The sequence below is a fragment of the Leifsonia sp. C5G2 genome (assembly GCF_013359685.1).
Classification (GTDB): Bacteria; Actinomycetota; Actinomycetes; order Actinomycetales; family Microbacteriaceae; genus Leifsonia.
Genome location: NZ_JABFMV010000022.1, coordinates 1 through 15,708, shown reverse-complemented (window position 1 = coordinate 15,708; position 15,708 = coordinate 1). Strand labels below are relative to the sequence as shown.

General features: G+C 72.0%; 22 protein-coding genes. 17 read left to right on the top strand and 5 right to left on the bottom strand.

The features are described 5' to 3' along the window. Window positions 1-9: 9 nt before the first annotated feature. Window positions 10-351: a DUF7882 family protein gene (locus HNO83_RS19230; protein WP_175339147.1), complete on the bottom strand. Its 342-nt coding sequence runs from the start codon at window positions 349-351 to the stop codon at window positions 10-12. Between the two features lie 91 nt (window positions 352-442). On the opposite strand from HNO83_RS19230, the gene HNO83_RS19225 reads away from it, so the two are divergent. Then, window positions 443-1,966 carry an SDR family oxidoreductase gene (locus tag HNO83_RS19225; RefSeq protein ID WP_175339146.1) on the top strand — a complete coding sequence of 508 codons (1,524 nt, stop codon included), beginning with the start codon at window positions 443-445 and terminating at the stop codon, window positions 1,964-1,966. On the opposite strand, the gene HNO83_RS19220 is transcribed toward HNO83_RS19225, so the two are convergent. Then, window positions 1,963-2,568 carry a MarR family winged helix-turn-helix transcriptional regulator gene (locus HNO83_RS19220; protein ID WP_175339145.1) on the bottom strand — a complete coding sequence of 202 codons (606 nt, stop codon included), beginning with the start codon at window positions 2,566-2,568 and terminating at the stop codon, window positions 1,963-1,965. The two genes, HNO83_RS19225 and HNO83_RS19220, sit on opposite strands and share 4 nt — an antisense overlap. Window positions 2,569-2,644: 76 nt before the next feature. Between HNO83_RS19220 and HNO83_RS19215 the strand changes: the two genes are divergently transcribed. From HNO83_RS19215 to HNO83_RS19190, 6 genes are read left to right on the top strand one after another with little or no spacing between them, the layout of a single operon-like run. Beyond that, window positions 2,645-3,772, top strand: a complete 1,128-nt coding sequence (locus HNO83_RS19215) for a polyprenyl synthetase family protein (RefSeq protein ID WP_175339144.1) — start codon at window positions 2,645-2,647, stop codon at window positions 3,770-3,772. Then, window positions 3,769-4,680 (top strand): phytoene/squalene synthase family protein, encoded by a 912-nt coding sequence (locus HNO83_RS19210; RefSeq protein WP_175339143.1) that lies wholly within the window; start codon window positions 3,769-3,771, stop codon window positions 4,678-4,680. The genes HNO83_RS19215 and HNO83_RS19210 overlap by 4 nt, the downstream gene beginning before the upstream one ends. Continuing rightward, window positions 4,677-6,269, top strand: coding sequence for a phytoene desaturase family protein (crtI, locus tag HNO83_RS19205; protein ID WP_175339142.1), 1,593 nt, complete (start codon window positions 4,677-4,679; stop codon window positions 6,267-6,269). The genes HNO83_RS19210 and crtI overlap by 4 nt, the downstream gene beginning before the upstream one ends. After that, window positions 6,266-6,592, top strand: a complete 327-nt coding sequence (locus HNO83_RS19200; protein ID WP_175339141.1) for a lycopene cyclase domain-containing protein — start codon at window positions 6,266-6,268, stop codon at window positions 6,590-6,592. The genes crtI and HNO83_RS19200 overlap by 4 nt, the downstream gene beginning before the upstream one ends. Then, the gene (locus HNO83_RS19195; protein ID WP_175339140.1) at window positions 6,589-6,915 is read left to right on the top strand and encodes a lycopene cyclase domain-containing protein; all 327 of its coding nucleotides are present in this window, start codon (window positions 6,589-6,591) and stop codon (window positions 6,913-6,915) included. The genes HNO83_RS19200 and HNO83_RS19195 overlap by 4 nt, the downstream gene beginning before the upstream one ends. Beyond that, on the top strand, window positions 6,912-7,790 hold the full coding sequence (locus HNO83_RS19190; protein ID WP_175339139.1) for a prenyltransferase: 879 nt from the start codon (window positions 6,912-6,914) through the stop codon (window positions 7,788-7,790). Before HNO83_RS19195 ends, HNO83_RS19190 begins: the two co-directional genes overlap by 4 nt. Before the next feature lie 13 nt (window positions 7,791-7,803). Here HNO83_RS19190 and HNO83_RS19185 read toward each other — a convergent pair whose 3' ends face one another. Continuing rightward, a complete protein-coding gene (locus tag HNO83_RS19185; protein WP_175339138.1) occupies window positions 7,804-8,184 on the bottom strand; it encodes a glyoxalase superfamily protein in 381 nt (126 codons plus the stop codon). Between the two features lie 152 nt (window positions 8,185-8,336). Here HNO83_RS19185 and HNO83_RS19180 point away from each other — a divergent pair, with 152 nt between their 5' ends. Together HNO83_RS19180 and HNO83_RS19175 are read left to right on the top strand one after the other, a co-directional pair. Continuing rightward, a complete protein-coding gene (locus HNO83_RS19180) occupies window positions 8,337-9,287 on the top strand; it encodes a J domain-containing protein (protein WP_175339137.1) in 951 nt (316 codons plus the stop codon). Between the two features lie 44 nt (window positions 9,288-9,331). Beyond that, window positions 9,332-9,721, top strand: a complete 390-nt coding sequence (locus tag HNO83_RS19175) for a VOC family protein (protein ID WP_175339136.1) — start codon at window positions 9,332-9,334, stop codon at window positions 9,719-9,721. Between the two features lie 10 nt (window positions 9,722-9,731). Here HNO83_RS19175 and HNO83_RS19170 read toward each other — a convergent pair whose 3' ends face one another. After that, on the bottom strand, window positions 9,732-10,037 hold the full coding sequence (locus HNO83_RS19170; RefSeq protein WP_175339135.1) for a hypothetical protein: 306 nt from the start codon (window positions 10,035-10,037) through the stop codon (window positions 9,732-9,734). A gap of 106 nt (window positions 10,038-10,143) precedes the next feature. On the opposite strand from HNO83_RS19170, the gene HNO83_RS19165 reads away from it, so the two are divergent. Next, complete coding sequence (locus HNO83_RS19165; protein WP_175339134.1) at window positions 10,144-10,977, top strand: DUF1295 domain-containing protein; 834 nt, start codon at window positions 10,144-10,146, stop codon at window positions 10,975-10,977. Here HNO83_RS19165 and HNO83_RS19160 read toward each other — a convergent pair. Then, the gene (locus HNO83_RS19160; protein WP_175339133.1) at window positions 10,899-11,405 is read right to left on the bottom strand and encodes a hypothetical protein; all 507 of its coding nucleotides are present in this window, start codon (window positions 11,403-11,405) and stop codon (window positions 10,899-10,901) included. The two genes, HNO83_RS19165 and HNO83_RS19160, sit on opposite strands and share 79 nt — an antisense overlap. A gap of 32 nt (window positions 11,406-11,437) precedes the next feature. On the opposite strand from HNO83_RS19160, the gene HNO83_RS19155 reads away from it, so the two are divergent. The 7 genes from HNO83_RS19155 (at window position 11,438) to HNO83_RS19125 (ending at window position 15,619) form a co-directional block, all read left to right on the top strand. Beyond that, window positions 11,438-11,896, top strand: coding sequence for a hypothetical protein (locus HNO83_RS19155; protein WP_175339132.1), 459 nt, complete (start codon window positions 11,438-11,440; stop codon window positions 11,894-11,896). Beyond that, the gene (locus HNO83_RS19150; protein ID WP_175339131.1) at window positions 11,896-12,267 is read left to right on the top strand and encodes an RNA-binding S4 domain-containing protein; all 372 of its coding nucleotides are present in this window, start codon (window positions 11,896-11,898) and stop codon (window positions 12,265-12,267) included. The genes HNO83_RS19155 and HNO83_RS19150 overlap by 1 nt, the downstream gene beginning before the upstream one ends. After that, window positions 12,267-13,097 carry a DUF72 domain-containing protein gene (locus tag HNO83_RS19145; protein ID WP_175339130.1) on the top strand — a complete coding sequence of 277 codons (831 nt, stop codon included), beginning with the start codon at window positions 12,267-12,269 and terminating at the stop codon, window positions 13,095-13,097. The genes HNO83_RS19150 and HNO83_RS19145 overlap by 1 nt, the downstream gene beginning before the upstream one ends. Before the next feature lie 10 nt (window positions 13,098-13,107). Beyond that, window positions 13,108-13,740, top strand: a complete 633-nt coding sequence (gene clsA / locus HNO83_RS19140) for a cardiolipin synthase ClsA (RefSeq protein WP_175339129.1) — start codon at window positions 13,108-13,110, stop codon at window positions 13,738-13,740. Next, entirely contained in the window at window positions 13,733-14,242 is a 510-nt protein-coding gene (locus HNO83_RS19135; protein ID WP_349627317.1) for an FHA domain-containing protein, read from the top strand. The genes clsA and HNO83_RS19135 overlap by 8 nt, the downstream gene beginning before the upstream one ends. Next, window positions 14,242-14,934 (top strand): transcriptional regulator FtsR, encoded by a 693-nt coding sequence (ftsR, locus tag HNO83_RS19130; protein ID WP_175339128.1) that lies wholly within the window; start codon window positions 14,242-14,244, stop codon window positions 14,932-14,934. Before HNO83_RS19135 ends, ftsR begins: the two co-directional genes overlap by 1 nt. 133 nt (window positions 14,935-15,067) lie before the next feature. Beyond that, window positions 15,068-15,619, top strand: coding sequence for a MerR family transcriptional regulator (locus tag HNO83_RS19125; protein ID WP_175339127.1), 552 nt, complete (start codon window positions 15,068-15,070; stop codon window positions 15,617-15,619). Window positions 15,620-15,708 lie beyond the last annotated feature (89 nt).

The window sequence follows — 15,708 nt, the reverse complement described above, 5'->3', positions numbered from 1 at the left end:
AGTGGAGGGCTACTTGCCGGGAGGGGCGTCCGCGTCGACCTCGTCGGCGCCGAGCGCACCGATCTCCTCGGTGAGCTGCAGGCCTTGCGAGCTGTTAGACGAGAGCGTCAGCTGCTCCAGCCACGCCCGGTTGATGCGCGGCGGCCGGCCGCCGCTGTAGCGGAAGAGCAGGGGGACGGCCGGGTCGATCCAGATCGCGCTGCGGCCGTCGCCGACGCTCTGCTCGTCGCGCCAGGAGAAGAAGAACCCCTCCTTGCGGCGCAGTTTCAGCCCGATCACGATCTGCAGGTGCGCCAGGACCCGGTCCTCGAAACCGATCTCAGTTGTCCCGCCGTAGATGAGCTTGCCCATGCCTAAAAAGTACAGGACGCGCGCCGGAACTCCGCATCGGCGTACGCTCAGGACCCCTCGGGATGTTCGCCCCCGGGCGTACGCTCGGCCCATGAGCCCCTCCCGAGTCCTGGTCACCGGCGCCACCGGCTACATCGGAGGGCGCCTCGTGCCGCGGCTGCTGGCCCGTGGGTACGTCGTGCGCGTGCTGGCGCGCTCGCCGCAGAAGCTGACCGACGTCCCGTGGGCGGGCGAGGTGGAGGTGGTCGAGGGCGACCTGCACGACCCGGACGCGGTCGAGCGTGCGATGGCGGACGTGGACGTCGTCTACTACCTCGTGCACTCGATGCGGGCGCGCGGCGACTTCGAGGACGAGGAATCCGCGGCGGCGCGCACGGTCGCCGCTGCCGCGAAAGAGGCAGGCGTGCGCCGCATCGTCTACCTGGGGGCACTGCACCCGGACGGGCCGCTCTCCCGTCACCTGCGCTCCCGGGTCGCGGTCGGCCGCATCCTGCTGGAGTCCGGCGTGCCGACGGTCGTGCTGCAGGCGGGCGTCGTGATCGGGTCGGGTTCGGCGTCGTTCGAGATGATCCGCCACCTCACCGAAGTGCTGCCGTACATGCCGGCTCCGCGCTGGGTGCGCAACCGCATCCAGCCGATCGCCATCCGCGACGTGCTGCACTATCTCCTCGCCGCGGCGGAGCTTCCGCCGGAGGTCTCGCGCGGCTTCGACATCGGCGGACCCGACATCCTGCGCTACGGCCAGATGATGAACGCGTTCGCGGTGGAGGCGGGGCTGCGGCAGCGACCGATCGCGTCGCTCCCGGTGTTCACCCCGTGGCTCGCGTCGCAGTGGGTGAACCTGGTGACGCCCATCCCGCGCAGCCTCGCTGTGCCGATCATCGAGTCGCTGCAGTACGACTGCGTGATGCGGGAGCACGACATCGACGCCGTCATCCCGCCGCCGCCGGAGGGGCTGACCGGCTACCGGCGCGCCGTGCGGCTGGCCCTGGCGAAGGAGCGCGCGGGCGAGGTGGAGACCAGCTGGCAGGACGCCTCGGTCGCGGGTGCGCCGAGCGATCCGCTGCCGAGCGACCCGGAGTGGTCCGGCCACACGGTGTACACCGATGTGCGCGAGCGGGACTCCTCGGCCGATCCCGAGCTGCTCTGGCGTGTGGTGGAGGGCATCGGCGGAGAGCGGGGCTGGTACTCGTTCCCGCTCGCCTGGGCGCTGCGCGGCTGGGCCGACAAGCTGGTGGGCGGCGTCGGGCTCCGCCGCGGTCGGCGCGACGCGGACCACCTGAACACCGGCGACGCGCTCGACTGGTGGCGCGTCGAGCGCATCGAGCGGGGGAGGAGTCTGCGGCTGCGGGCCGAGATGCTCGTGCCGGGCCGGGCGTGGCTGGAGCTCGCGGTGCGTCCGCGGGACGGGGGCGGGTCGCACTACCGGCAGCGCGCGGTGTTCTTCCCTCGCGGGCTCGCCGGGCGGCTGTACTGGTTCGCGATCCTGCCGTTCCACGGCGTGATCTTCAACGGCATGGCGAACCGCATCGTCTACGAGGCGGAGCACCCGGGCGCGGCGAGCCGGGTGGCGAGGCCGCTGGACGCTGCGGTGGGGGAGAGCGCGGACGCTTAGTGCGCCGGGGCGGCCGGTGCCGGGTCGTCCGGTGCGGCAGCAGCCGTCTCCAGCGTCGTCGCGCTGAGGTCCTCGAGGAACCGCGCGACCGTCTCACGATCCGCCGGGCTGAGCGAGCGCACGAGCTCGAACCGCCGGGCGTGCTGAAGCCCCATCGTGCGGCGCACCTCCCGGTGCGTCTCCGGCGTGATCTCGACGGTCACGGCGCGGCGGTCGGTCGGATGCGGGCGCCGGACGACGTGCCCGGCCCGCTCCAGCCGGTCGAGCAGCTTGGTGGTGGACGCGGTGGAGATGTGGAGGTGGTCGGAGAGCGCGCCCGCGGTGACGGGCACGTCGGCGTTCATCGAGGCGATGATGTAGCGCAGCGCCTTCATGTCGGTCTCGTTGAGCTTCAGGTGCGCGCGGGAGGCGAAGCTGAGCCGCTGGTCGGCGTCGCGCCAGGCCCGCATGGCCGCCAGGAGGCGCACGACCTGGGCCAGCTCCTCCTCGCTGAGGTCGTCGTGGCGCACCAGCTCCTGCCGCGGATCGATGACCCGGGGGTCGATCATGGATGCCGAGATGCGACGGGCGTCTCGGCGCGCGTCGTCCCGGGCCGGTGTCATGGCAGCCATCCTATTCCCATCCGTAAGAAGCGTGCTAGGTTATTTGCTATCCAGGCTAGACAAGGGAGCGCCGGTCATGACACAGCTGCACCCCCAGACACGGATCCCTGAACGGGAGACGGCAGGACAGCCTGCCGCGATCGACACCGCCGCCATCGACGCAGACCTCCGCGCCGTCGAGGACCGCCTCGGCCGCTACTTCGCCGGCCGCCTCCACGCCGCCGCCGGCTTCGACGCCGCCTACCGCCGACTCTGGGCGACCGCGAAGGAGGCCGCCGACGGCGGCAAGCGCATCCGCCCCCGTTTCCTGCTGACCGCCCACCGCGGCCTCGGCGGCGGCGCGGACGATGCCGCCGTCACCGCCGCGGTCGCCTACGAACTGCTCCACACCGCCTTCCTGCTGCACGACGACGTGATCGACGGGGACACCATCCGGCGCGGCCGGCCGAACGTCGCCGGCGCCTTCGCCGCGGACGCCGCCGCCCGCGGGGCCGACGCGGCGCGCGGTCGGCGCTGGGGCGAGGCCGGCGCCATCCTGGCCGGCGACCTGCTCCTGCACGCCGCGCCGTCGGTGCTCGCGAGGGCCGACGTCGACGAGTGGACGCGCGAGCGCCTGCTCGACATCCTCGACCACGGCGTGTTCGTGACCGCGGCGGGCGAACTCGCCGACGTCGCGCTGGCCGAGCGCCTGGGACCTGAGCGGCCGGCGCTGGAGGACGTGCTCGCCATGACCGAGCACAAGACCGCCGCGTACTCCGTCTCGGGTCCCCTGATGACCGGGGCCGTGCTCGCCGGGGCGGGAGAGGACGTGCTCACGCCGCTCGCCGAGTTCGGCCGGCTCGTCGGCATCGCCTTCCAGCTCGGCGACGACCTCCTCGGGGTCTTCGGTGCGGAGGATGTGACGGGCAAGAGCATCGTCAGCGACCTCCGGCAGGGCAAGGAGACCTCCCTGATCGCCTACGCCCGGGGCACCGCCCGCTGGCAGGAGGTCGCGCACTCGCTCGGTCGCGGCGACCTGGCGCCCGGCGAGGCGGGGCGCCTCGCCGCCGTGCTGGAGGAGTGCGGAGCGCGACGGTTCGTCGAGCGGCTGCTGGAGCAGCACGTCGAGAGCGCCGTCGCCGTGCTGGAGACGCCGTCCCTCCCCTCGGGTCTCGCCGAGACGCTCACCGGCGTGGCACGATCGTGCATCGGGAGGATCGCATGACCCGTGCGCCGGAGGCCCCGGCGAGCACCGCTCCCACGGACCTCGCCACCTACACGGACGCCGCCCACGCGGGCGCCGCGACGATCATCCACGCCTACTCGACCTCGTTCGGCATGGCGACGCGCCTGCTTGCGCCGCAGGTGCGGCCGCGGGTGGAGGACGTCTACGCGCTCGTGCGGATCGCCGACGAGATCGTCGACGGCGCGGCCGCCGAGGCCGGACTCGATCTGGACGAGCAGCGCGCCCTGCTCGACGCCCTTGAGGCGGACACCGAGCGTGCGATGCGCACCGGCTACAGTGCGAACCTCGTCGTGCACTCCTTCGCTGTGACCGCTCGCGCCACCGGCATCGGCGTCGACCTGACGCGTCCCTTCTTCTCGTCGATGCGCCGCGACCTCAGCCCCGTCGACTTCACCGCCGAGGAGCTGCGGGAGTACATCTACGGCTCGGCCGAGGTGGTCGGGCTCATGTGCCTGAAGGTGTTCCTGGCCGATCATCCCGTGTCCGAGGCGTCGCGCCTGCGGCTCGAGGCCGGCGCCAGGAGGCTGGGCGCGGCCTTCCAGAAGCTCAACTTCCTCCGCGACCTCGCCGTCGACTGGTCCGAGCTCGGCCGGAGCTACTTCCCCGGCATCGACCCGGCGCGGCTGACCGAGCGCCAGAAGCTGGCCCTGGTCGTCGACATCGACTGCGACCTCGGTGCTGCGGCCGACGTCATCCCCGAGCTGCCGGACAACTGCCGGCGCGCGATCGCCGCAGCGCACGGCCTGTTCGCCGAGCTCAGCGACCGCATCCGGGCCACCCCGGCCGCCGAGCTCCTCACCCGGCGGATCAGCGTGCCCACCCGGGTCAAGCTCGCGATCCTCGCGAAGGCGACCGTCTCGTCCGCCCGCGCCGGAGCGCCGTCATGAGCGGGCGGCGGGTCGCGATCGTCGGCGGCGGCATCGCGGGCCTCGCGACCGCCGCGCTGCTCGCCCGCGAGGGGCACACGGTGACGCTGCTGGAGCAGAACGAGACCGTCGGAGGCCGCGCGGGCTCGTGGGAGCACGACGGCTTCCGCTTCGACACCGGGCCGTCGTGGTACCTGATGCCCGAGGTGTTCGACCACTTCTTCCGGCTGTGCGGCACCTCGACGCAGGAGCAGCTCGACCTCGTGACGCTCGACCCCGGCTACCGTGTGTTCTCCGAGGACCGCCGTCCGCCGCTCGACATCCGCGCCGACGGAGCCGCCAACCGCGAGCTCTTCGAGAGCGAGGAGCCGGGCGCGGGCGAGGCGCTCGACCGGTACCTGGACGGCGCCGCCGAGACGTACCGGCTCGCCGTCGACCGGTTTCTCTACAGCACCTTCGCCGACCTGCGCCCGCTGCTCGCGCCGGAGCTGCTCCGTCGCCTGCCGCGCCTCGCCCGGCTCCTGCTGGAACCGCTCGACCGCTACGCCGCCCGGTTCGTGAAGGACGTGCGGCTGCGGCAGGTGCTCGGCTACCCGGCCGTCTTCCTCGGCACGTCCCCCGACCGTGCGCCGAGCATGTACCACCTGATGAGCCACCTCGACCTCGACGACGGCGTGCGCTACCCGCTCGGCGGGTTCACGGCGCTCATCGACCGCGTCGCCGCCCTCGCCGAGGAGGCCGGCGCCCGGCTGATCACGGGGGCGACGGTCACCGCCATCCGCACCGCCGACGCTGCGGCCCGGCCCCGCGCGGCGGGTGTCGACTACCGGGATGCGGCGGGCCGGGTCCACACGGTCGATGCCGACGTCGTCGTCTCGGCCGCCGACCTGCACCACACCGAGACGGAGCTGCTGCCCGAGCGCCTGCGCACGCACCCCGAGAAGACCTGGGACCGCCGCGACCCCGGGCCCGGCGTGGTGCTCGCGATGCTCGGCGTGCGCGGCCGGCTCCCGCAGCTGACGCACCACAACCTCTTCTTCACGACCGACTGGGAGGCGAACTTCCAGACGATCCACGGCCCCGATCCCGGCATCCCCGACCCGGCCTCGCTCTACGTGTGCATGCCGAGCGAGACCGACCCGGACGTGGCGCCCGAGGGGTACGAGAACCTGTTCGTGCTCGTCCCGGTGCCGGCCGACGTATCTCTCGGGGCCGGCGGGATCGGCGGCGCGGGCGACCGGGCGATCGAGCGGGCGGCGGACGCCGCCATCGCGCAGATCGCCGCCTGGGCCGGCATTCCGGACCTCGCCGACCGCATCGTCCTGCGCCGCACGGTCGGCCCGGACGACTTCGCCACGGACTTCAACGCCTGGCGCGGCGGCGCCCTCGGCCCCGCGCACACCCTCCGCCAGAGCGCGTTCTTCCGGCCGGGCGACGCCTCCAAGAAGGTCGACGGCCTCTTCTACGCCGGATGCTCCACCATTCCCGGCATCGGCCTGCCGATGTGCCTGATCAGCGCCGAACTCGTCGTGAAGCGCCTGCGCGGCGACGGCGGCGCGGGCCCGCTCCCGGAGCCGCTCCCGGCCCCGCAGGCGGAGCGCGTGCAGTGAGCCTGCTGTACCTCGCCTGCCTGCTGCTCTCCCTCGGCGCGATGGTCCTGCTCGACGCGCGCTTCCGCCTGGTGTTCTGGCGGGACGCGCGCCGGGCGACGATCGTGCTCGCCGTCGGTCTCGTGTTCTTCCTGGCCTGGGATGCGGCCGGGATCGCCCTCGGCGTCTTCGCCCGCGGCGGGTCGCCGTACATGACCGGCGTCGAGGTGGCACCCGAGCTGCCGCTGGAGGAGATCTTCTTCCTGCTGTTCCTCTGCTACCTGACGCTGGTGCTGATCTTCGGAGCCCGGGCCGTCCTCGACCGGCGGGGGAGTCGCCGATGACCTACGCGCTGCTCAGCCTCGTCTTCCTCCTGGTCGCCGCCGCCGTGCTGGCGGTGGCGCTCGCCGTGGCGCCCGACCGCCGTGCGCTGGTCCGCCGCTGGTGGCTGCCGATCGTCCTGGCGGCCGTCGTCGTCCTCGTGCTCACGGCGGTGTTCGACAACGCGATGATCGCCGTCGGCCTGATGACCTACTCCGCCGCCCACACCAGCGGTGCCACACTGGGGCTCGTGCCGATCGAGGACTTCTCCTACCCGCTCGCCGCGCTGCTGCTGCTGCCCGCGCTGTGGCTGCTGACGCGGCGTCGCCCGGGGGAGAGGCCGTGACCGCCGTGGCCCCCGCGCCCTTCCGTCAGCTGCTGCTGGCGTCGCGCCCGCTCAGCTGGATCAACACCGCCTTCCCGTTCGCCGCGGCGTACCTGCTCACCACGGGACGCGTGGATGCGACGTTCGTGGTCGGCACGGTCTTCTTCCTCATCCCGTACAACCTGGCCATGTACGGCATCAACGACGTGTTCGACTACGAGTCCGACCTGCGCAACCCGCGCAAGGGCGGCGCCGAGGGCGCCCTGCTCGACCGGTCGGCGCACCGCAGGACGCTGATCGCCGCCGCGGTGTCGACCGCGCCCTTCGTCGTCTACCTTGTCGTGGTCGGGTCGCCGCTGTCGTGGCTGGTGCTCGCGTTCTCGCTGTTCGCCGTGGTCGCCTACTCGGTGAAGGGGCTGCGGTTCAAGGAGGTGCCGTTCCTGGATTCGGCGACCTCCAGCATCCACTTCGTCAGCCCCGCGCTGTACGGCCTGGTGCTCGCCGGCGCCGTGTTCACCCCGGCGCTGTGGCTGGTGCTGCTCGCGTTCTTCCTCTGGGGCGTCGGCAGTCACGCCTTCGGGGCGGTGCAGGATGTCGTGCCCGACCGCGAGGCCGGCATCGCCTCCATCGCGACCGCCATCGGCGCCGCCGCCACCGTCCGGCTGGCGATGGCCGCCTGGGCACTGGCGGGCGTCGCCATGCTGTTCACGCCGTGGCCGGGCCCGCTCGCCGCGCTTCTGGCGCTGCCGTACCTCGCGGCGGCCGCCCCCTACCGGTCGGTCGCCGACGAGGACGCGGCCGCCGCGAACCGCGGCTGGCGCCGCTTCCTCTGGATCAACTACGCCTGCGGGTTCGTGGTGACGATGCTGCTGATCTGGTGGGCCGCCATCCGCTGAGCACCGCCGGGGATCAGTCGCGCTTCGGCAGCTGCTGCAGCGTCCAGGCGTTGCCGTCGGGATCGGTGAAGTCGACGAAGCGGCCCCAGGCGAGGTCGGCGACGCCCCGAGCCTCCACGCCGTGCTCGGTGAGGTGGGCGAGAGCGGCGTCCGCATCCGGCACCACGATCTGCAGGCCCTTCATCGTGCCGGGCGCCATGTCGGTCAGGCCCTGGCCGAAGGCGATGGAGCACGCCGAGCCGGGAGGGGTGATCTGCACGAACCGCAGGTCGTCGGAGACCCGCTGGTCGTGGTCGGCGTTCCAGCCGAGCGCGTCGACGTAGAACGCCTTCGCACGGTCGACGTCGGTGACGGGGAGGATGATGAGCTCGATGCGCCAGTCGCTGATGGTCATGGTCTGTTCCCTTCCGTTTCGGTGATCCCACGGTAGAACCGCTTGCGGTCAGCTTCTGGCCGCAATCGGAATTCGGCGATTTCGCGGACACGCACGCTATCGTCGTAATCCCCGCCCCCGGCCAGAACCGAAAGCGAACGAGACTCCCACCGATGAGCGACTCCCCGGCCTCGCCCACCCCGTACGAGGTGCTCGGTGTCCGGCCGGACGCGCCGCACGACGAGCTCCGCCGCGCGTACCGCAGGCTGCTGCGCGAGACGCACCCCGACACCGGGGGGACCGCGGCCGCGTTCCAGGCGGTGCAGGAGGCGTGGGAGCTCGTCGGCGACCCGGAGGACCGCGCCCGCTACGACCGCGGCGAGAGCATCTCTGTCGATGCCGTCGCGGGCGACTCGGCCGGCGGAGGGTTCAGCGCCACCTTCCACGCCGCCGGGCGGTCCACCTCCCGCGGCTCCAGCGTCCGCGCTCGCAGCTACGGCCACCCCGGGGGACGCGCCCGCGAGCGCTTCCTCGGCCTGATGCGCGAGTGGATGGGCCGGGGCACCGACGACCGCGACCCCTACGACCCGGCTCTGGTCCGTTCCGCGCCGCGCGAGATCCGCCGCCTGCTGGCGGAGGCGCTCGCCGAGGAGGCGACGGCGCGCGCGGTCGCCGGCCTCGGCATCGGCTTCACGATCTGGAACGACGTGGCCGTCCATCCGTCGACCGACGCCAAGCTCGACCACATCGTCCTCGGCCCGGCCGGCCTGTTCGCGGTGCGGTCCGCGGACTGGGGCGGCCGGGTGAAGCTGGCGAAGGGCGAGCTCACCGGGGCGGACATCGCGCCGGGCGAGGAGCCCTTCCACGACCTCTATCGGGCCGCGAAGGGATTCGGCCGGCAGGCGGGCGTGCGCTTCACGGGGTACATCGTGGTGGTGCCGGACGCCGACCTCGACGTGCCGTACGACGTCGTCCGCCGCGGCCGCCTGACCGGGGCCATGGTGGTGCGCCGCTCGCTGCTGCCGCGCGTGCTGCGCGACGGGGCGAACGCCGCCGGACGCGAGAGCGTCGACCGCGCGTTCGAGCTGCGGACCCGGCTGCAGGAGGCCGTGCGCTTCGTCTAGCGCGGTCTGGACATCCCGCGGGACAGGGGAGGAGAGTGGGCGGCATGGTCACCCCACTCGACATCTTCAGCGGCTTCAGCGTGGACGACATCGCCGCGGCGAAGACCTTCTACGCCGACACCCTCGGCCTCGACGTCTCCGACGGGACGATGGGCAACCTCGACCTGCGGCTCCCCGCAGGCGGGCACGTCTTCATCTACCCGAAGCCGGATCACACGCCCGCGTCGTTCACCATCCTGAACCTCGTGGTCGACGACATCGACGCCGCCGTCGACGACCTCAACGCGCGCGGCGTCGCCACGAAGATCTACGACGACGACGCGCTGCCGACGGACGGGAAGGGCATCATGCGCGGCCGCGCCGCCGACCGCGGGCCCGACATCGCCTGGTTCCGCGACCCTGCGGGCAACGTACTGTCCGTGCTGCAGGACTGACGGGCGGGCGTCAGTACCGCGGCTCCGGGTCGGAGAGGTCGTCGCCGGCGCCGCCGGGTGTGCCGCGCTCGTGCTCCGGCAGGTCGTCCGTGGAGCGCGGGACCGTCGAGGTGAGCCGGTACGTCGCCTGGCCCGGCCAGTCGCGGTCGTCGATCAGCTCGAACACGTCGAAGGCGGAGGCGCCCGCGAACTCCGACGGGATGCGGATCCTGCTGGGGGGCACATCGACGTCGCTCGGGAGTGCCAGCTCGCGCGGGGTCGCCTCGTCGTCGCGGTACAGGACGGCGCGGAAGAGAGGCTGCTCGGATTCGGGCACGTCAACACGTTAGGCGTGTAGGCCTCAAGGATCGACCCCCCACAGCGGATGTCCAGGCCGGTCTCATAACGATCACTGCGTCTACACAACGTTCTAGGATGTCACCGTGGACCCGATCATCGTCTGTCTCTGGATCCTCGTCGCGGCGTGCGCGGCGACCTGGGTGCTGTCGCTCATCACGAACGAGCACTCCTGGGTCGATCGCATCTGGTCGATCGTCCCGGTGGTCTACGTCTGGGTGTTCGCCGCCGCCGCGGGGCTGACCGACGTCCGGCTCGACCTCCTGGCCGTGCTGGTCACCCTCTGGGGTGCGCGCCTCACGTTCAACTTCGCACGGAAGGGAGGCTACGCCCCCGGAGGCGAGGACTACCGGTGGCAGGTGCTGCGCGGCCGGATGCCTGCCGGCGCGTTCCAGCTGTTCAACCTGTTCTTCATCGTGATCTACCAGAACGTGCTGCTGCTCCTCATCGCGCTGCCCGCCTGGACCGCCTACCAGCACCGGACGCCGCTCACCCCGCTCGACGTCATCCTCGCCGCCGTGTTCCTCGCCTTCCTCACCGGCGAGACCATCGCCGACCAGCAGCAGTGGCGCTTCCACCAGCGCAAGAACCTCGAGCTCGCGGCCGGACGCCAGCCGTCCCCGCGCTTCCTCCAGACCGGGCTGTTCACGTACTCGCGCCACCCCAATTTCTTCTTCGAGCAGGCGCAGTGGTGGGTGGTGTTCCTGTTCGGCTGCGTCGCCGCAGGCTCGCTGCTGCAGTGGACCGTGATCGGGCCGCTGCTGCTCACCGGCCTGTTCGTCGGGTCCACGGTGTTCACCGAGAGCATCTCGCGCTCGCGGTACCCGGAGTACGCCGAGTATCAGGCGCGCACGTCGCCCGTGGTGCCCTGGTTCCCCGGGCGCGGGAACGAGGCGCGCATGTGGTCGGAGTCCAAGTAGTCGGCGACGCCGATCAGGATCAGGCTGAAGACGATCTGCTCCGTCACCATCCACAGCGGGTACAGGCCCGGAATGGCGGCGATGACGAGCGTGACCACGGGGAAGATCTTGGCGAACAGCCGCAGCCGCGAGTACGCCCAGTAGTAGCCCGCCCGCGCGCGCCAGGCGAAGTAGAACAGGGTCACGGTCATGCCGAGCACGATGACCGAGCGCATCCACACCGCGAAGCCGACCTCGAAGCCGCCGGCGCTCAGCACGACGGCCACCACGACCGCGGTCAGGCCGATGAGGAGTTCGGCCGTGAGGAGCCACGCGATCACCGTGAAGGCGCGGCGCGTCCGCGGGTGATCCCTGGCCTCGTCCGGCACGCGGTAGCCGGCGTGCCGCCCGCCTGCGATGCGATCGAGCCGCGCGAGGAGCGTTTCCATGCATTCACGGTAACGCGGGCTACGGTGGAAGCATGTCGTGCATCCGGTTCAACACCCCCGCCCAGCGTCAGGCCATGCGGAACAGCCGGCCGGCGATGCTCACCCCGGAGGAGGCCGCGGCGCTGCATCCCGCGCCCGAGGTGACCGAGAGCAAGGTGCGCCGCCTGCGCCTGCTCGCCACCGACCCGAACCCCAAGATCCGGGAGGCGGTCGCCAGCAGCTACAACACCCCGGCCGACCTGTTCGAAACGCTCGCGGCCGACCCCGACGAGGGCGTGCGCGGCTGCGTCGCGAAGAACGAGGCGACGCCGTGCGACATCCTGCGCGCGCTCGCCGACGATCGCTCCGAGACGGTCCGCGGCTGGGTCGCGGTGAACTACTTCGTGCCGGCCGATGTGATGGAGAAGCTGGCCTCCGACCGCAGCCGCACCGTGCGCAGCCTGGTGAAGTGGAAGGCGTCGCTGGCCGAGGACCAGCCGGCGGCGGTCTGATGCCCGACCCGGGGAGCGTCCGCGTCGACTCGTGGGCCTGGGCGGTGCGGCTGTTCAAGACCCGCTCGGCCGCATCGGACGCGTGCAAGGCCGGTCACCTCAAGGTGAACGGGGACCGCGCGAAGCCCGCCCAGCCCGTCCGGGTGGGCGACGAGGTGCGCGCGTTCGTCGGAGGGACGGAGCGCATCTACATCGCCCGCCGCCTGATCGTGAAGCGCGTCTCGGCGGCCGTCGCCGCGGACTGCTTCGAGGACAGGACGCCCCCGCCGCCGCCGCGGACCGAGACGCCCGCCACGGTCATCCGCGACCGCGGCGCCGGGCGGCCGACAAAGCGCGAGCGGCGCGTCCTGGATCAGCTCCGGGGCCGCTGATGGCGTTCGCGCGGATCGGCATCTCCGGCTGGACGTACGCGCCGTGGCGCGGCGTCTTCTACCCGCCGAAGCTGCCGCACCGGCTTGAGCTCGAGTACGCAGCGGACCACCTCGACTCGATCGAGATCAACGGCAGCTTCTACTCGCTGCAGCGCCCGACGAGCTACCGGATGTGGGCGGAGCGCACGCCGGAGGAGTTCGTCTTCTCGGTGAAGGGCGGCCGGTACATCACCCACATCCTGCGCCTGAAGAACGCCCGCGGTGCTGTCGCCAACTTCCTCGCCTCCGGGGTGCTCGCCCTCGGGCCGAAGCTCGGCCCGCTGCTCTGGCAGCTCCCGCCGACCCTGCACTTCGACGCGGAGGCGGTGGACGCCTTCCTGGGGATGCTCCCTCGCACCACCGCCGAGGCCGCCGCGTTCGCACGCGAGACCACCCTCGACGAGGACCGGACCCACCTGACGGCAGAGGAGGACCGTCCGCTGCGGCACGCGGTCGAGGTGCGGCATCCCTCGTTCGACGTGCCCGGATTCACCGCGATCGCCCGGGCGCACGCGGTGGCGATCGTGCTGGCCGACACCGCGGGGCGCTACCCGGTGATCCGGGAGCGCACGGCGGACTTCGCCTACGTGCGCCTGCACGGCGACGAGGAGCTGTACACCAGCGGTTACACCGACGAGTCGCTCGACCGCTGGGCGGCCGAGCTGGGCGCCAGGCTCGCCGACGGCGACGATGTGTACGCGTATTTCGACAACGACGTGAAGGTGCGCGCTCCCTACGACGCGATGGGGCTGCGCGACCGCCTCGCCGAGTGGACGCCGCGCCCTCACTAGACTCGTGAGCGTGGAGGGTGCGAACGCCGGGGTGAGCTCGCGGATCTGGACGATCCCGAACGTGCTCAGCTTCCTCCGGCTCGCGCTCGTGCCGGTGTTCCTCTGGTTCGTCATCGTCGGACAGGACGCCCTGGCGCTGCTCGTGCTCGTCTTCTCGAGCGTGACCGACTTCCTCGACGGCTACCTCGCCCGCCGGCTCCGCCAGGTGTCGCGGCTCGGCCAGCTGCTCGACCCCGCCGCGGACCGGCTCTACATCTTCGCTGCGCTCATCGGACTCTGCTGGCGCGACGTCATCCCGTGGTGGCTGTTCGTCGTCATCGTGGCGAGGGATGCGATGCTCGCGGTTCTCGGCGTCATCCTGGCGAACCACGGTTTCGGGCCGCTGCCCGTGCACCACCTGGGGAAAGTGGCGACCTTCTGCCTGTTCTGGGCGCTGCCGCTGCTCATGCTGGGGGAGGCGTTCGAGCCGCTCGCGCCCTTCTCGCTGCCGCTCGGGTGGGCGTTCGCGCTGTGGGGAGCGTTCCTCTACTGGTGGGCCGGGATCGTGTACGTCAGGGAGACGGCCAGGGTAATCCGACTTCCGGCCGATGACAGCGGCCCTGCATCGGATACGCTGGACGGCAAGGAGGTAGACGGTGCCTGAAGACATTAACCCGAACGGTTCGGCCGGCGAAGCCGACGACGACGCCGCCCGGGGCCCCCTGCGGGACGCCGGGGGCAACGAGGACACGACCGCGCGCTTCGGCGAGGAGTTCATCTCGAAGATGTACCCCTCCGGCGAGGTCTCGCTCGAGGAGCAGGAGGCGATCGCTGCGCTGCCCTCCGGGTCGGCGCTGCTCATCGTGCGCCGCGGGCCCAACTCGGGCGCCCGGTTCCTCCTCGACGCCGACGTGACCACGGCGGGCCGCCACCCCAACGCCGACATCTTCCTCGACGACGTGACGGTGTCGCGCCGCCACGCGGAGTTCACCCGGCGCGGCACGGCGTTCGAGGTCCGCGACCTCGGGTCGCTGAACGGCACCTACTACGACGGCGTCCGGATCGAGAGCGCGCTCCTGTCCGACGCCTCCGAGGTGCAGATCGGCAAGTTCCGCCTGACGTTCTACGCCTCGCGCCACGATCTCGCCGCAGCGGCGAACGGCTAGTGGCCCGGCCGGCCACCCGGGCCGCCGGCGACGCTCCGGCCCTGCTCAGCATCGGCCAGGTCCTCGCGCGACTGAGTCCGGAGTTCCCCGACCTCTCCTCGTCGAAGCTGCGCTTCCTCGAGGAGCGCGGGCTGGTGTCGCCCTCGCGCACCGCATCCGGCTACCGCAAGTTCTCGCCCGCCGACGTGGAGCGTCTGCGCGCGGTCCTGGCGATGCAGCGCGACCACTACCTCCCGCTGAAGGTGATCAAGAAGTACTTCGCCGACCTCGACGCCGGGCTCGACCCGGCGTTCCCCGGCACGGCGCCGGCGGGGTCGATCCTCGCGGGCGCGCGGCGGCTGCGCCGCGACGAGCTGCTGCGCGAGGCCGGCGCCGACCTCGAACTGCTCCAGGACGCGGTCAGCGCCTCCCTCGTTCCCGCGGCCGACGTGTACGGCGAGGAGGCGCTCACGGTGCTCCGCGCGCTCGCCGAGCTGCGCAGGAGCGGCATCGAGCCGCGGCATCTGCGCGGTTTCCGCGCCGCCGCGGAGCGCGAGATCGGGCTCATCGAGACGGCGCTCGTGCCGATCGCGCGGCGCAACGACGTGAGCAGCAAGGCCCGGACCGCCGAGCTCGCCCGCGAGATCGCGGCGCAGCTCGACGTGGTGCGCGGCAGCATCATCCGTTCGTCCATCGCCCGGCTGCGGCCGTGATCGGGCGGCGACGTCTCGACACGCCGACGCCGAAACAGCGGATGTCGTTGCCCGGCGCGGTCGGCATGGGTACCGTGGATGAAGCGACGCGGTTGCGGCGCGCGATCCACTACCCGGGTGAGAGGCGATCTTCATGAGCGAACTGAGTCGTGACGACGGCGCCTCCCGCTACGACCTCGGGCTGCTGTTCACCGACGGTCTGCCCGAGATGGACGACGTCAACGGCTACCGCGGCGCCGTGGCGGCCCGCGCTGCGGGCATCTCGTACCGCCAGCTCGACTACTGGGCGCGCACCGGGCTGGTCGAGCCGACCGTCCGCGGCGCCGCCGGCTCCGGCTCGCAGCGTCTCTACGGCTTCCGCGACATCCTCGTGCTCAAGCTGGTGAAGCGCCTGCTCGACACGGGCATCTCGCTCCAGCAGATCCGCACCGCCGTCAACCAGCTGCGGGAGTCGGGAGTGAACGACCTCGCCCAGACGACGCTGATGAGCGACGGGGCGAGCGTCTACCTGTGCACCTCCAACGACGAGGTGATCGACCTCGTCAGCCGCGGCCAGGGCGTCTTCGGCATCGCCGTCGGCAAGGTCCTCCGCGAGGTCGAGACCAGCCTCGTCGAGCTCGACACCCAGACGGACGCGATGGACGAGCTCGCCGCCCGTCGCGCCGCGCGCACCCGCGCCTCCTGACCCGCGATTCGTCACGAATCGCGCCCGTTCGTCAGGCGGATTCATACGGTCAACGCATCACGTGATGAAGGGTGCGGGGTGTGGTGGGT